The organism is Komagataeibacter ossonobensis, assembly GCF_057359305.1.
Genome location: NZ_JBXAYQ010000055.1, coordinates 1 through 16,398, shown reverse-complemented (window position 1 = coordinate 16,398; position 16,398 = coordinate 1). Strand labels below are relative to the sequence as shown.

Genomic DNA, 16,398 nt, shown 5'->3' with positions numbered 1-16,398 from the left:
GAGCTTTTTAAGAGCAGATTTGTTTTTCTGGTTTGCCGCAGAGATGATGTTCAGAGCGTGTTCTATGCCCGCGGCATTTCCATCTTCTTTCGCCATTTCCAAAAGCACGCTTTGCATATCTGGTTCACGAGCGGCTTCGACAGAATCGAATTCGATCAGGCGGTGTTTGTTCATCCGATCATCCCTTTTTCGGAAGGGCGCACTTACACAAACTTTCGTTTGCCGTGCGCCGGTTTGGTGCCAAATCCAGAAGGGCGCACTTATACAAACTTTTGGTTTGTCGTGCGGAGCGCGGAAATCTCACGAATTTCCAGCGGCCAAGGCTGAGCCTTAGCGATCCCCGAATGAAGGTTCGGCAAGGTTGCTTTTTTTCGGGAAAGGGCGAAAGGTAGGCCCCAGAAACGGCGAAAGGCCGGAGCGCGAACTCCGACCTTTCAGCTTGACCCGCCAGTACAAGTGGACGGGCCAGCTTTCCGAGAGAACGATAGCCCAAACTGGGTGGTTCCCTCAAGAGAAAATGGTCAGTCCGAGTGAGGATAGACAATGACCATCGCTTCCAAGACTTCCCGCCCCCTGACAAAATGGCAGATCATTCGTCGGTTTCAGGCCGTGCTTCGGCGTTTCCGTTCGGAAGGTAAGCTAACGCTTGGCGAGGCTCATGCGCTGGCTGTTTTGCCAGAATTCATGGGCGACGATGGGGCCATGTTTCCCAGCCATGAGGCGATGGCCGAGAAGTCTGGGGCCTGTCGTCGAACCGTTATCAATGCCCTGAACCGAGCGTATGCCCTGGGCATTGTGAAGCACACGCCGCGCTACGTGTATGACCAGGCCCTGGGAAAGCGCGTCAGGACATCAAACGCCTACGAGATCGTCCTTTCTGCGCTTCATCAGGTGGCACAGGCCGCGCGTTTCCTCATGCGGAGCGTCAGGAACCACCTAAGTGCAAGACCTGCACACGAACGTCCCTTGTCTTCTCATCAACCTCGAGACATGAAAACCGGGAACTCTTCATTTTGGGTGGATACAAAATGGGGAGCACGTCAACCCGCGACCATTCGGGTCGAAGGGATATGCCTTCTGCCGTGCTGACACAGGAAATGGCGGTATCGTTCAGCACGCGTGGTCCAGCAGGCGATGAAGGTAGGCGGCCAGTACAACCGCCTCGTTATGCTGCGTGTCACGCGCGCCATACAGCAGGGTGATGGGACCGGCGCGCGCCATGTCCAGCAACTGCTGCACCGGATTGGGATTGGCCTGCAGTTCCGCGCTGTAGCGTTCCTGAAACCCGTCCCACCGGGCCGGGTCATGCCCGAACCATTGCCGCAGTCCGGTGCTGGGCGCGATATCTTTCAGCCACAGCGTCAGGTCAGCGCGCTGTTTGCTGACCCCACGGGGCCACAGCCGGTCCACCAGCACGCGGCTGCCATCATCGGGTGCGGGCGGGTCATAAACCCGCCTGACATGGATGGGGTGCGCCATGCCTATCCGACCAGGGCCGCATCCGCCGCGGAACCGAAGAATTCGAAACGGATCTGGCTTTCGGGCACGCCACCCGCCTTCAGCGTGGCGATGGCATCACGCATGAAGCTGTCGGGACCGCAGATATAATAGCTCGCGGACCGGTCGATTTCGTGCGTAAGCCATGCTGGTGTCATGCGGCCTGCGTGAGTGGTGACGCCTGTGGCGTCCTGTGCTGCCTGCGGTGTAGCGCGGCTGTAGAACAGATCGGCGCGCAGCATGCCCTTTGCGGCAAGGTCGCGGATATAGGGGCCAAAGGCTTCCGTTGCGGGCGTACGGGTGGTGTGGATGTAACGCACGCCCGTGGCCGCAGCCGCATCCAGCGCGCCCAGCATGGAAATGAATGGCGTCAGGCCAGAACCCGCGCTGAGGAATACGATGGGTGCGGGGGCCGGGTTGCCCAGCGTGAAATCACCCGCCGGAGCGGAAACCTGCAGCACCGTGCCCTCTTGCACGCTGTCATGCAGCCAGTCGGATACCACGCCATTGTCGATGCGACGGACGCTGATGCGGTAGGACTGTGAACCGGGTGCGGAAGAAATGCTGTAATTCCGCCGTTCCGAGCCATATCCCGGCACGTCGAGGCGGAAGCTGAGATACTGCCCCGGCACATGGCGCATGACGGGCTTGCCATCGACGGGCGCCAGTTCGAAGGAGGTAACGGTCTCACTTTCCACCGTGCGGCGGCTGACACGGAAGGGACGCCAGCCAACCCAGCCACCGGGGGCCGCGGCATGGGCCACGTAAATCTGTTCTTCCCGCCCGATCAGGATTTCAGCCAGGAACCAGTAGGCCTTGCCCCACGCATCCATGATATCGGGGGTTGCCGCATCCCCCAGAACATGGGCGATGGCGCCCAGCAGGGCATCGGCAACATAAGGATAGTGCTCGGGCAGGATGTTCAGCCCGACATGCTTTTCCGCAATGCGTTCGACCGCACCGGCCATGGCACCAAGGTTGTCGATATTGCGGGCATAGGCCAGCACTGCAAGCGCCAGTGCCTTTGGCTGTTCCCCGTCCTTCTGGTGCGAAATGTTGAACAGATCGCGAATATCTGGATTGGCCAGCAGGCGGCGATACATTTCCGTCGTTATCGCCAGACCATGTGCTTCCAGCGCGGGCACGCAGGCCTTGATGATGCTGCGGGTCTTGTCATCCAGAGGTGACGCCATTTTTTCCGATCTTTCTTAAAGATATATATTTAGGAATATCTTTCTGGATGTCTTTAAAGATGTCAATATTTTATACCTTTATGGCCACGCATACCTTTTATGCATGGGTCGTTTTGTTGGGTGGTCCGAAAACATCTGCATAATCTCGTACGCGGTGCTCCAGTGCCCAGCGTATCGGGAACATGCTCCATCCGTTTCCCACTCAGCGGCATGAAGCCTGCTTACAGGTTGATGGCCTGATGCCGTCCGCATAATCCTTGCAGCAGGGTGATTTCAAATGACCGGCCAGCCAGTGGGCACAAGCGGGAGTATTCGTGGACCGCGACGGTGTGCAGGAACGGATCTTGGGACGTAAATCCAAGCCAGCGGAAGTGCATGGCGTTCTTGGTTTCGGGGATCGGTCCAACCATGCGCCCATATGTTGCCTTGCTTGAAGGTGGCGGCGGCATGGGTGTCCGATCGGCCACTTACGCGGTGGCGAAGCGCTCCCGGAATGCACGCTCCAACGACCGGGCGATTGTGCCAGTGGTATCTACGCAAAAACCGTCTCGCCGGTCATTGCGATCCCCTGCCACGATCTTTTATGCAATGTCTCGAAATTGCGCGGTTTGGCAGGTATCTTTTCTGGGACGACGGCTTTGGCTCATATGATTCTGCCATGACAACACGAGAAAAATGTTTTGACATCGCATTGTTCCGCGTGCAATTAAATACCAGACAGGTTTCCTGAAAGACGCGTTCATCAATGGCGGTGAACGACGTGGAAATGGCACAAACAATCACGACGACACCCGGACGGCCAACGATGGTCTCCGTGCCTGAATAAAGGCGTCTCCGTCACACCTGATGGATGGGGACTGGATGCGATGACGTGGACACAGGATTCCTCAAAGCCGGAAACCCGCGTACCCTTCTTGCGGCGTTCCTGTATTTCGATGTCTCGTTCATGGTGTGGGTCCTGCTTGGCCCGCTGGGCATTTCGATTGCTCACGACCTGCATCTGAATGCCGGTCAGAAGGGCCTGCTGGTCGCGACCCCGGTTCTGGCAGGTGCGCTTTTGCGTGTACTCGCCGGCGCGCTGGTCGATCATTTCGGGCCGCGACGGGTCGCGATTGGCGCCCAGATTCTTGTCATCGCCGGGCTGTTCCTGACATGGCTGATCGCGCCACACAGCTATGGCGCACTGTTCGGGGTTGCACTTGTGCTGGGCGTCGCCGGGGCGTCGTTCGCGATTGCGCTGCCGCTGGCCTCCGCATGGTATCCGCCACAATATCAGGGCACGGCGCTGGGAATTGCCGGGGCCGGCAATTCCGGCACGGCGCTTGCCTCGCTGTTTGCACCTGGCCTGGCCGTGCTTTATGGCTGGGTCAATGTGCTGGGGCTGGCAACGCTGCCACTGACCGCCGTGCTGGTCGCCTTTATATTTCTGGCCAGTGAACCGCCGCAGCGTCGCTCCAGTGGCGGTCTGCTGACGTGGCTGCCCGTCCTGCGCAGCGGCGACTGCTGGCTGCTGATGTTCTTTTATGGCGTGACATTCGGCGGTTTTGTGGGGCTTGCCTCGTTCCTGACCATCTATTTCAACGACCAGTACGGCCTGCCGCCTGCCATTGCCGGAAGCTGTACGGCGCTGGTCGTGTTTGTCGGGTCCTTCGTGCGTCCTCTGGGGGGCGCCATGGCCGACCGGATCGGCGGCGAACGCGCCCTGAGCATCCTGTTCGCGCTTGCTGTCGCCATCTTTGCCGTGATCGGGTTCGGCCTGCCCACGATCTGGCTGGCCTTCCCGGCTTTTTTCCTGGGCATGCTCGTGCTGGGTCTGGGCAATGGCGCGGTCTTCCAGCTTGTGCCCACACGTTTCCCCAGCCGCGTCGGTATCCTGACCGGGCTGGTGGGCATGAGCGGCGGGGTTGGCGGGTTCTATCTGGCGTCATCACTCGGAGCCGCGCGACAGGCTACGGGGTCCTACGGTCCCGGCTTCCTGGGCTTTGCCTCGGTTACGCTGGTGGCGTTTGCCTGTGTTGGCGTGTGCCGTCGCCGCTGGGCGGCTGAACGGCCCCGGATGTCGGCTGAAGCCGATGCGACCGCCTCTTCATAATATCAGATCAGGAACGTATCCCGTGACCTGTATTTCCGACGCGCTCCGGCCCGCTTCGCTTACGGTCGGCTTCACCACCGTTCTTGCCAGCCTGTGTACCGGCCATGCGGCCCTTGCCGACACGGCACCCGCCGCGGGTGTCACGGCAACCGGTATCCGCCCGACCTCGTCCCGTCCACCTGAGAAGGCGGCCATCCACCACGTGACACTGCCACACAGCCCCGACTGGGGGGCATTCAATGCCGGAAAAGGGGCCGCGGCCGGTTTCGGGACCGTTGGTGGTTTCGGACAGGCGCGCTGGGCCGAGGACTGGAGCGACATTGTCAATACGCCACCTGAACAGCGCCGGAACGACTGGTTCAACCGCCTGAAATATATTCCCCTGACGGACAAGGGCGATATCTGGCTGTCCATTAGTGGGGAGGAACGGCTACGCTACGCCTTTGAAAACCAGCCGCAGATGGGAACCGCGGGCAAGACCAACGCCAGCCGCGTACTACTGCGCAGCCAGTATGGTGCCGACCTGCACCTGGGTGAACATGTCCGCGCCTATGCCGAGTTCCTGTGGGGCGACGCCGGGGGATCGAATTATTATGGCTACCAGACCGGGGTGCAGCGCGAACGGCTGGATCTCCAGCAGGGCATTCTGGAGGTAAAAGGCAGGATGCTGGGCGCACGGATGGGCGTGATCGGCGGTCGCCAGATCTTTCTCGATGCCCCTGTCACCATGCAGTCCGCACGCGACCTGACCAACGCACAGCAGTCATGGGATGGATTCCGTGGCTATGCGGTGTGGAAATCCTTCCGGCTGGACCTGTTTGACTTCATGCAGACCAACAAGCTGCCGCGCAATGTCTTTGCCGACGGCACGAACTACAACGCCCGGATGTATGGGATCTATACGTCCACGGCACTGCCGAAGTTTTCGGTCATGGGACAGAAAAGCCAGGTTTTTGCTGATGTGTTCTTCATTGGCTACCTGTTCAACGGTGCATCGGCGGCGCTGGCCACCACAACGGGCACGCAGGCCGGATCGACCCGCCGCGACAATATCGGTGCACGCATGTGGGGGAATGTCGGCCCCTTCGATATCAGCCTGACGGGCGTGTTCCAGGGCGGCGAATTCCGTCCCGCCAGCGGGGGCGCAACACGCGCAGTGCGCGCCTATGCCGTTAACGGGACATTGGGATGGACGGCAAAAAGCCTGAAGGCAAAACCGTCCATCGCATTGCAGGGCGACCTGTTTTCAGGCGGGTCCTACCATAGTCAGGATGGCGCGGTCGGCACATTTGCTACGCCCTATTTCCCGCTGCCGTATTATAATGACGTGACACTGGCCCTGACATCGCAGAACCTCGTCGGCATCGGGCCGGTCATTACGGCAGCGCCACTGGCGAACCTGCGTCTCAAGCTGCATGTTCCCGTTTTCTGGCGCGAAAGCACGCAGGATGCAGTGTATGGCACCGGCAAGATCTATAGCTGGCGCAACGGGCTTTTGGGCGGGTTCATTGGCACCACGCCCCAGACACAGCTTGCGTGGAATTTCGCGCCCCACTGGACATGGACGCACGATATCGCAGGCTTCGTCGCATCGCAGGGGATGCACCGTGCGGGGGCGAAGGACGGGGCATTCTACATGCAGACCATGGAATTCAAATTCTGACAGCCGATTGTACGATAGGGGAAACGAACATGACCGGAACGCGAAACATCGTCATCATCGGCAACGGTATGGTTGGCCATTACTGTGCCGAACAACTTGTGGCGCATGGTCTGCATGAGGACTGCGCGATTCACATTTTTGGTGACGAACTTCACGATGCCTATGACCGTGTGCACCTGACCGAATATATGAGCGGACGCGACGCGCTGGCGCTGCGCCTGCATGTGGATGATTTCCATACCCACCACGGCCTGACCCTGCACCGTGGCGTCAGGGTGACCCGCATCGACCGCGCGGCCCGGATGGTGGAAAGCGCCGAAGGCCCGCTACCTTACGACACGTTGATCCTTGCCACTGGTTCCACGCCGTTCGTGCCGCCGGTTCCGGGCAATACAGGCACAGCGGGGCTGGTCTATCGCACGCTGGATGACCTTGACATGATCCGGGCTGCAGCAGAGGGCGCATCGCACGGCGTGGTCATTGGCGGCGGCCTGCTGGGGCTGGAGGCAGCCAATGCGCTGTCGGGGCTGGGCCTGTCCACGGCCGTTGTGGAATTCGCGCCGCGCCTCATGCCCGTGCAGCTTGATGATGATGGTGGTCAGGCCCTGAAGCAGCGGATCGAGGCACTGGGGATCGAAGTGCTTACATCCCATGCCACGCAGCAGATCACCGCGGGCGAGACACATCGTCACCGCCTTGTCTTTGCCGATGGTACATTCCTTGAAACCGATCTGGTGGTCTTTTCCGCAGGCATCCGCGCGCAGGATAAGCTGGCACGTGACTGCGGGCTTGCCATCGGTCCGCGCGGCGGTGTTGTGATCGACGGGCAATGCCGTACGTCCGACCCGGCAATCTACGCAATCGGGGAATGCGCGTGCTGGAACGGGCAGGTTTTTGGCCTGGTGGCACCGGGCTACACCATGGCGCGCACGCTCGCATCCACCCTGGCGGGAGAAGAAGCTGCCTTTACCGGTGCGGACATGTCCACCAAGCTCAAGCTGCTGGGTGTGGATGTCGGCTCGATTGGCGATGCGCATGGCGCGACACCGGGTAGTCGGAGCTACCGTTTCATCGGGGAAGTGGACGGATCCTACCGCCGCCTTGTGCTCTCGGATGATGGCAGTCGTGTGATCGGGGCCGTGCTGGTGGGGGATAACGCCTATTACGACACGATCGTGCAATATGTACAGAACGCCATCAAACCCCCGGCGGACCCCGCGGCCCTGATCCTGCCGCGTGGGGAGGGAGCGGACCTGCTGGGCGCTGACGCGCTGCCCGATACGGCCATGATCTGTTCGTGCCACAACGTGACGAAAGGGGCGATCTGCACCGCCATTGAAGGCGGCTGTACGGATATTGCCGCCCTGAAGCAGTACACAAAGGCCAGTACCGGCTGCGGCGGGTGTTCGGGCCTGCTCAAGAACGTGTTCGAGACCGAACTCGAAGCGCGCGGCATTGCGGTGGACCACAGCCTGTGCGAACATTTCTCCTACACGCGGCAGGAACTGTACTCGCTTGTCCGTGTGCATGGAATCCAGACTTTTGAAGACCTGATGACGCAATACGGCAATGGTGGCCTGGGCTGCGATATCTGCAAGCCCGCTGTCGGTTCCATCCTGGCATCGGCGTGGAACAAGCCGATTACGGACCCGCTCTATATTCCGCTGCAGGACACGAACGACACGTTCATGGCCAACATGCAGAAAAACGGCACCTATTCGGTCGTACCCCGCATTGCGGGCGGTGAGATCACACCGGACAAGCTGATTGTCCTGGGCCAGGTAGCAAAGAAATACGGTCTCTATACCAAGATCACTGGCGGCCAGCGTATCGATCTGTTCGGTGCGCAACTGGACCAGTTGCCCGATATCTGGGCTGAACTGCTGGAAGCAGGCTTCGAGACCGGGCAGGCCTATGGCAAGTCCACCCGGACCGTAAAGTCCTGTGTTGGCAGCACATGGTGCCGCTATGGCGTGCAGGACAGTGTGGGCAAGGCGCTGGATCTGGAAAACCGTTACAAGGGCCTGCGTTCGCCGCACAAGCTCAAATTCGCCGTGTCCGGCTGCACCCGCGAATGTGCCGAGGCACAGAGCAAGGATGTGGGGGTGATCGCAACCGAGAATGGGTGGAATCTTTACGTTTGCGGCAATGGCGGCATGCGCCCGCGCCATGCGGAACTGTTCGCGACTGATCTCGATGCACAGACGCTGGTGAAATACATCGACCGTTTCCTGATGTTCTATATCCGGACAGCGGACAAGCTGCAGCGTACCTCGGTCTGGCGTGAAAATCTTGAAGGCGGGCTGGATTACCTCAAGGATGTCATCATCAACGACAGCCTTGGCATCTGCGCGGAACTGGAACGGCAGATGCAGATGGTGGTGGACCACTATCACTGCGAGTGGCGCGACGCGCTGACGGACCGTGAAAAACTCAAGCGGTTCCGCACCTTCGTCAATGACAGCCGCCCCGACCCGAACATCCGCACCATTCCCGAGCGCGATCAGGTCCGTCCGGCCGAAAACCTGCCCGAAACCGTAGCATCAGCCGGCCCGCATGACTGGACCGAACTGTGCGGACTTGATGACCTGGTGGCAAAATCAGGTGTCGTAGCCTGGCATGACGGAAGCCAGATTGCCCTGTTCTACCTACCTGCAACGCAGGGCGTGCCCGCCCGGGTCTATGCGATCGACAACCATGATCCGTTTTCAAACGCCAATGTAATCGGGCGCGGCATCATGGGCGACCTGAAGGGACAGGTGGTGGTGGCCTCCCCGCTCTACAAACAGCATTTCCGTCTGGAAGATGGACAGTGCCTGGAGGATCCCGCCGTCCGGCTGCGGACATGGGACGCCCGCGTGGAAAACGGGAAAGTGGCGATCCGGGCCCGGACGGCTACAGCCACGCCGGAACCCATTCCGGCCTGATCCCATGGCGCGGGAGGACATCCGCACGGTCTGCCCCTATTGCGGGGTGGGCTGTGGGGTCATACTGGAGGTGGAGAACGGCCGTATTGCAAAAGTGCGGGGCGATGGCGCGCACCCCGCGAATGGCGGCCGCCTGTGTACCAAGGGCAGTTCGTGCGACCGGCCGCTCCTGTCCGACCAGCGCCTGCGCCATGCCGCCATCCGCCCCCGGCGCAGGGAACAGGCCGCACCTGCGGGCGTGCAGCAGGCCATCGACGCCACGGCGGCACGTCTGCGCGCCATCCTTGATGAACATGGACCCGACGCCATCGCCTTTTACGTTTCGGGGCAGATGTCGCTGGAAGCACAGTACCTGATCAACAAGCTGGCCAAGGGGTTTGTCCGCACCCAGCATATTGAATCCAATTCCCGCCTGTGCATGGCCGCCGCAGGCACCGGCTACAAGCTGTCGCTTGGCGCCGACGCCCCGCCGGGCAGTTATGAGGATTTCGACTGCACTGACCTGTTTTTCGTCATTGGCGCCAACATGGCCGACTGTCACCCGATCCTATTCCTGCGGCTGATGGACCGCAAGCGGGCAGGGGCGCGCCTGATCGTGGTTGACCCACGCCAGACGGCCACGGCGGAAAAGGCCGACCTGTACCTACCCATCCGTCCCGGCACGGATCTGGCGCTGCTCAACGGCCTGCTGCACCTTCTGGTCCAGAACGATGCGATCGACAGGGAATTCATCGCCCGGAACACGACAGGGTGGGAGACGATGGAACCCTTTCTGGATGACTACGCCCCCCCGACCGTGGCCGAAATTACCGGCCTGCCGGTCGAGGACATCCTGACCGCCGCGCGCTGGATCGCGGAGGCCGGGGAGTGGATGAGCCTGTGGACCATGGGCCTGAACCAGAGCGTTGCCGGGACATGGAACACCAACGCGCTGTGCAACCTCCACCTTGCCACCGGCGCCATCTGCCGCCCCGGCAGCGGGCCGTTTTCACTGACCGGACAGCCCAACGCCATGGGTGGGCGTGAAATGGGCTATATGGGGCCGGGCCTGCCGGGGCAGCGCAGCGCACTGGTGGCGGCGGACCGCGCCTTTACCGAAGAACAGTGGGCGCTACCCCCCGGCACCCTGCGCGACACCGGGGGCAATGGCGTGATTGCCATGTTCGAGGCGATGGAACGCGGTGACATCCGGGCATGCTGGGTCATCTGCACCAACCCCGTCGCCACCGTTGCCAATCGCCGCCATGTGGTCCGGGCGCTGGTAGCCGCGGAATGCGTGATCGTGCAGGATGCGTTCGCGGATAGCGAGACGACGCGCTTTGCCGATATCGTGCTGCCCGCCGCCCTGTGGGCCGAAGGGGACGGCGTGCAGGTCAATTCCGACCGTACCATGACCCTTGCGCGCAAGGCGGTCCCACCGCCGGGCGAGGCGCTGCCCGATTGGGACATCATCGCCCGCGTGGCGCGCGCCATGGGGTATGGGAAGGATTTCGCCTTCACATCCGCCGCCGAAGTGTTTGCCGAGGCCAGCCGGTTCAGCAACCCCAAAACCGGCTATGACATCGCGGGCGTCAGCCACGCGCGGCTGCGCAACGGACCGGTGCAGTGGCCCGCGCCCGCAGGCGACATGCAGGACCGGCATCCGATCCGTTACCTGTCTCCTGACGGGACCGGCCCCGTCTTCGCCACGCCAGACGGGAAGGGGGTCTTTTTTGCCCGTCCATGGATGCGGCCCGACGAATGGCCGGATGAGGAATTCCCCTTCGTGCTGAACAGTGGCAGGCTGCAGCACCAGTGGCATACGCTGACCAAGACCGGGCGCGTGGACAGCCTGAACCGCCTGAATCCCGGCCCCTTTGTGGAAATTGCCCCGCCCGATGCCCATGCGCTTGGGCTGTTAAAGGATGATCGCGTAAAAATCACGTCACGCCGGGGGCGGATCGTCCTGCCGGTCCAGATCTCCGCGCGGGTACGGCCCGGCACCTGCTTTGCCCCGTTCCACTGGAATGACCGTTTCGGGCCGGATCTGACGGTCAATTCCCTCACACCGGACGCAGTTGACCCGATTTCGCTGCAACCCGGCTTCAAACTCTGCGCGGTGGCGCTGGAACGGGTGGAACAGGCCGCACGCCCGGCCGCCGATGATGTGGAACCAGTCAGGAAAGGAGAGGCCGCCATGATGCTGCGCGCCCTTACCAGCCATCTCGGTCTGGAGCGACCGGACCAGTCCGTTGCCGCAACCCTGCCCGAGGAGGGACGGGCATGGCTGTCCGGGTTCCTTGACGGGCTGGAAATGGCCCCGCCGGGCGTGGGCGAGGTACCCGTGCTGCCCGCATCGGCACCTCTGCCGGCACAGGCGCGCGCCCGTATCAGCGGTATTTTTGCAGGCTTGTACAGCCGCATGCAGCCGGGTGAAGGCGGCGGGACCATGCCGGCGCCTGCGGCCGCCACGCCGGGTATCAGCGTATGGTGGGCATCCCAGACCGGGCGGGCGGAAGGACTGGCAGCCACGATCGTTGGCTGGCTGCGCGAAGCCGGCCACGCGGCGGAAGGAAAATGCCTTGATGCATTTGATGTAAACATCACCGCCGCAGGGCCGGCGCTGTTCGTGGTATCCACCTTCGGTGACGGAGACCCGCCAGACTGCGCCGCTCCGTTCTGGGACATGCTGCGTGAACGCCAGGCCCCCATGCCCGGCCTGATATTTGCCGTGCTGGCACTGGGGGATTCCTCGTATGCCAGTTTCTGCGGTTTCGGCCGTGCGCTGGACGGACGCCTGCGGGAACTGGGGGCAACGCCATTCGTGGAACGCGTGGACTGCGAGCCGGATTTCGAGGATACGGTCGAGACGTGGCGGACAACCATGCTTACGGCCCTTGCGCAGGTCGCAACCGGTGGGCAGGTTGCCCCGCCCGCGCCGGTGGAAGCACCATCGCCCCCGGTTTCCGGCACGCGGGAGGCCCCGGTCATGGCCCGGCTGTCCATCAACGAGCGCCTGTGCGCCGCAGGGTGCGACAGGGATACGCGGCGCATCGGCCTGGATGTGAGTGGAACGGAACTGAACTGGCTCCCCGGCGATGCGCTGGGCATATGGCCCAGCAACCCGGCGGTCCATGTGCAGGCGGCCCTGCGCGCGCTGCGCCTGCCGGAAGAGACGCCCGTCGTGCTGCGCGGCTGCGGAACGGTGGGGCTGCGCGAAGCCCTTACGCGCCACCTTGACCTGAGCCGCCCCAACCCGGCCATGCTGGAAGCACTGGGTGGTTGTGCGCCGGGTTTCCTGCCCCACCTGCTGAACGATGCAGTGCTGTCGGTCACGGCGCAGGACATACCAAGCCTGTTCCGGCGCATGCAGCCGCGGCTTTACTCGATCGCCTCCTCGCCACAGGCATCCGGGCGGGTGGTGGAATTGACAATGGGGGTCAGCCTTACGCCATGGCCGGGCATATGCTCGAACTGGCTGGCGGGGCTGGAAGCGGGGGCGGACGTGCCGGTTTTCATCCAGCCCACCACGCATTTCCGGCTGCCGGCAGATGATGCCGCCGCCATGATCATGATCGGCCCCGGTACCGGCATTGCGCCATTCCGGGGGTTCCTGCAGGAACGCGCGGCACGGCAGGCTTCGGGCCGGAACTGGCTGTTTTTCGGAGAACGCCACGCGGCGGAAGGCTTCTACTATCATGATGAACTGGACGCCTACCTGTCAAACGGGGTGCTGACGCGCCTTGATACCGCCTTTTCACGTGACCAGCCCGAGAGGGTGTACGTGCAGGACCGGATGGAAGCCGCAGGCAGCGAATTGAGGGACTGGCTGCGCGATGGAGCTTATATCTATGTATGCGGTGATGCGACCCGCATGGCGCGGGATGTCGATGCGGCACTGCGCCGGATCGTGGCCCGTCACGGTGACCTGTCATCTGGCGATGCGGATGCATTCGTAAGCAACCTGACACGCGAAGGCCGCTATCTGCGTGATGTGTACTGATGTGTGAGGACATGGTGCCCGGCACGCGCCTGAGGGTGCTGGTCGCGGACGAAAACCCCCGCAGGGGCCATGCCCTGTCGGAGACGTTGCACGCCGATGCGTCGCTGGATGTCCTGACCGTTCCCCCCGGCACGGCGCTGGTCGATGCCGTGCGGGCCTGTCGGCCCGATGTCGTGCTGGTTGACATGAACAGGGCCGACCGTGACGCGCTGGACAGTATTCGCGCCCTGTCCTGTTCGGCACAGGAACGACCGGTCGCCCTGTTTGTGGATGAGGACGATGTGGAACTGATGGAAACGGCCTTTGATACGGGCATATGTTCCTACAACGTGCTTGAGGCACTACCCCGTGATGTAAAGCCGCTGCTGCGTGCCGCCATCGCGCTGTATGCCCGCTTTCGCCGCACACGCGATGAACTGACCGAAGCGCAGCGTGTGCTTGCCGAGCGTAGGATTATCGAACAGGCCAAGAGATGTTTCATGAAAAATGAAAAAACCAGCGAAGCGCAGGCCTATCGGTGGTTCCAGCGCCGGGCCATGCAGACATCGCGTCGCATCGCAGCCGTCGCCGGGGAGTATCTGGCATCGCAGAAAAAGGATGAGGCATCATGAACACACCGTTACGGATCGGCGTGCTGAAGCTGGCTGACAGCGCACCAGTCATCATGGGGCGGCACCAGGGCATTTTTGCCCGACATGGACTGGAAACCGAGATCGTCGTCTCCCCATCCTGGGCCAACATCGCCGATGGTCTGGCATGGAACCGGCTGGATGCGGCCGTCATTTTCGCGCCGCTGGCCATGATGACCGCGCTCGGGCGGCGCGGGCATGACACGGGGCTACGCCCGCTAGGCCGGATCAGTCGGAGTGGCAACACGATCATGCTGCGTGGCGCCAACCCGGTGGAAGGCACATGGAATGCCGGCTCCCCGGGGCGGCAGGCGTTTGACCTGTGGGCCATGAGCATCGGGAGAAAGCCGCGTATCGCCGTCGTGCATATGTATTCCACCCATCTCCTCATCCTCCGGCGTTTCCTGAAGATGATCGATGTCAGCATGGAGGATGAAATCGACCTCTCTGTCATGCCCCCGACCGACATGATCCATGCGCTGGCGGAAAACGCGATTGATGGCGGCTGTGTCGGTCCGCCATGGGGCACGGAGGCAGAACAACGCGGACTTGCCTTTCGCGTGGGCGGATCCGCCACCGTCCTGCCCGACCATGTTGAAAAGATCATTGTCGCATCGGGGAAACTCCTGTCGTGCGATGCGACGGGTCGCCGCATGTCGCATGCCCTGCGGGACGCGATTGCGTTCTGCCAGCAGCCGGGTCGCCGCGCGGACATCGCACGCGCACTGGCGGCCCCCGTTGCGGATGGCGGGCTGACATTGCCGCTGGCGGCGACGGAGGCCATCCTGCCCGGTGGGGACGCACGCGAATGCGTGACCTTTGCCGGGGGCAGCCTGCTGCCGTCCGACCTTGACTGGATCATAAGCGATATGACGGCGCTGGGGTGGGTGGACAATGCCGAACACCAGATGCTCATGCGCTGGATCGGTCCCGTGCCCGCCGATCCTGCCCCTGCCTGCGCGCGATCACTGTGAACCGTGCGGGGGAGGGAAACCATGCTGTTCAATTTCGAAATGGATTTTACCCTGTCATTACGCTGCGTTCCCATGATCGTGCGCATGAAGCTGGATCTGTGCGGTGTAAAACTGAGCCTGCGCCAGTGGAGCCGTTTTACGCAGCACGACAGGCAGGCACTGGTGGACCGCCCCGCCACCATGCCGCCGGAACGGGCGGCATACCGGTCGTTCCTCCTGCACCTGATCAGGACCCGGGCGGGAGAAGAGCCAAAACTGCTTCCACCGGCCCGGATGGAAGTCTGGCAACTGGCTGTTGGCGTGCCCGATGCGATCACGCTGAAAGCGCAATCCAGTGGGTTGAGGGCACCCACGCCCGAACAGTGGGGACATCTGTCGGTCCTACAGCGCTTCGCGCTCCTTAAGCTTACCAGGCCTGGGCACGAAAATCAGAATTTTGAACCGGCTCTGCGGGAATTTCTCGGTGAGATGTATAATTGAAGCAATTAACTTGAAATATTTATTTTATGAGTTTCTGATTTACGCAGTTCCCATCACGCAATATAAGACGTTTACCTATTTTTTATTTGATGTATGTCGCCTTATATTTTTACAGTGTAGGATCATAACAAGAATCTGGTCTACTAGGATACGTGACCGACAGCAAGATGAGGTTAAAACTATCCAACTTGTTGGCATAAGATTTCTTATGGGACGTTCTTTGGCGTGGAAATTTGAAGTGATGTTCCTTATGGTTCCTCCTAATATCTCATTACGACAAGGCCGACTGCGGGGTTCTCAGGCCATTACCTGCTGTGCTTTTCTGTCCGGTAATGTCAGGTATACGCAGTCTCCGGATGCGAATGCAGTTGACAATCAATGCCCCAGATGCTGTTCCAGTTAGCGTGTTGAAATAAGAGGAATCTGCCCCTCACCTATGACGGATGGCATCGCTCCTGCGGCACGACCCCGGATGGGTCGCTGGCTTGTTGTCGCCATCGTTTTCCTCGGCTTCCTTGGACAGCTGTTCATCCAGAGCCAGACGCTGCCTGATGAGACGCCTCGCCTCACCATCCAGCGACTAACCGGGATAGACATTGCTGCCCCGGTCGAGGCACGATCGTGTAGGACCGCCGACAGCCCTGCCACGCCTGTCGCCATGGCCCATATGCTGCATGTGCATCATGCACAGGCCTGTCACACATCATCTCATCATCACGATGCTTCGTGTCCGTTGTGTCCGCTGCTGCATATCCCCGTCATGCTTCATGGGGATCTCCCATTCCTGCCGTTTGTGGCCATGGCGTGGATATCCATGCGACGCCGTCCGCAGCAGCCACGCGCTCCACCTGTATATGCCATTCGTCTTCTGCCGCCGTTGCGGGGACCGCCCGATATCGACTGAATTCCAGCGCCATGCCGTAACCGGACGCCATTTCGGTTCATTGGCATGGCCGGTGCG

Annotated in this window: 11 protein-coding genes; 9 read left to right on the top strand and 2 right to left on the bottom strand. The window is 61.5% G+C overall.

The genetic code is table 11. The annotated features are described in order from the left end of the window. Positions 1-543: 543 nt before the first annotated feature. Entirely contained in the window at positions 544-1,089 is a 546-nt protein-coding gene (locus AC1RQ9_RS17080; RefSeq protein ID WP_019092497.1) for a helix-turn-helix domain-containing protein, read from the top strand. A 21-nt stretch (positions 1,090-1,110) separates the two neighbouring features. Here AC1RQ9_RS17080 and AC1RQ9_RS17075 read toward each other — a convergent pair whose 3' ends face one another. Beyond that, on the bottom strand, positions 1,111-1,479 hold the full coding sequence (locus AC1RQ9_RS17075; protein ID WP_019092496.1) for a DUF488 domain-containing protein: 369 nt from the start codon (positions 1,477-1,479) through the stop codon (positions 1,111-1,113). A gap of 2 nt (positions 1,480-1,481) precedes the next feature. Continuing rightward, positions 1,482-2,690, bottom strand: a complete 1,209-nt coding sequence (gene hmpA, locus AC1RQ9_RS17070) for an NO-inducible flavohemoprotein (protein ID WP_130732827.1) — start codon at positions 2,688-2,690, stop codon at positions 1,482-1,484. Between the two features lie 871 nt (positions 2,691-3,561). Between hmpA and AC1RQ9_RS17065 the strand changes: the two genes are divergently transcribed. The 8 genes from AC1RQ9_RS17065 to AC1RQ9_RS17030 all read left to right on the top strand — a co-directional run bounded on the left by AC1RQ9_RS17065 (position 3,562) and on the right by AC1RQ9_RS17030 (position 16,341). Continuing rightward, positions 3,562-4,782, top strand: a complete 1,221-nt coding sequence (locus AC1RQ9_RS17065; RefSeq protein ID WP_053323963.1) for a nitrate/nitrite transporter — start codon at positions 3,562-3,564, stop codon at positions 4,780-4,782. A 22-nt stretch (positions 4,783-4,804) separates the two neighbouring features. Next, positions 4,805-6,445, top strand: a complete 1,641-nt coding sequence (locus AC1RQ9_RS17060) for an alginate export family protein (RefSeq protein WP_159264406.1) — start codon at positions 4,805-4,807, stop codon at positions 6,443-6,445. 29 nt (positions 6,446-6,474) lie between these two features. Then, positions 6,475-9,372 carry a nitrite reductase large subunit NirB gene (gene nirB / locus AC1RQ9_RS17055; RefSeq protein ID WP_053323960.1) on the top strand — a complete coding sequence of 966 codons (2,898 nt, stop codon included), beginning with the start codon at positions 6,475-6,477 and terminating at the stop codon, positions 9,370-9,372. 4 nt (positions 9,373-9,376) lie between these two features. Then, entirely contained in the window at positions 9,377-13,354 is a 3,978-nt protein-coding gene (locus AC1RQ9_RS17050; protein ID WP_217420456.1) for a bifunctional nitrate reductase/sulfite reductase flavoprotein subunit alpha, read from the top strand. Further along, the gene (locus AC1RQ9_RS17045; protein WP_010515344.1) at positions 13,354-13,965 is read left to right on the top strand and encodes an ANTAR domain-containing response regulator; all 612 of its coding nucleotides are present in this window, start codon (positions 13,354-13,356) and stop codon (positions 13,963-13,965) included. Before AC1RQ9_RS17050 ends, AC1RQ9_RS17045 begins: the two co-directional genes overlap by 1 nt. Next, the gene (locus AC1RQ9_RS17040; RefSeq protein ID WP_019092084.1) at positions 13,962-14,957 is read left to right on the top strand and encodes an ABC transporter substrate-binding protein; all 996 of its coding nucleotides are present in this window, start codon (positions 13,962-13,964) and stop codon (positions 14,955-14,957) included. Before AC1RQ9_RS17045 ends, AC1RQ9_RS17040 begins: the two co-directional genes overlap by 4 nt. Positions 14,958-14,978: 21 nt before the next feature. Continuing rightward, positions 14,979-15,437, top strand: a complete 459-nt coding sequence (locus AC1RQ9_RS17035) for a nitrate reductase associated protein (RefSeq protein WP_026019823.1) — start codon at positions 14,979-14,981, stop codon at positions 15,435-15,437. Between the two features lie 436 nt (positions 15,438-15,873). Beyond that, the gene (locus tag AC1RQ9_RS17030; RefSeq protein WP_010516903.1) at positions 15,874-16,341 is read left to right on the top strand and encodes a hypothetical protein; all 468 of its coding nucleotides are present in this window, start codon (positions 15,874-15,876) and stop codon (positions 16,339-16,341) included. The last annotated feature ends 57 nt before the right edge of the window (positions 16,342-16,398 follow it).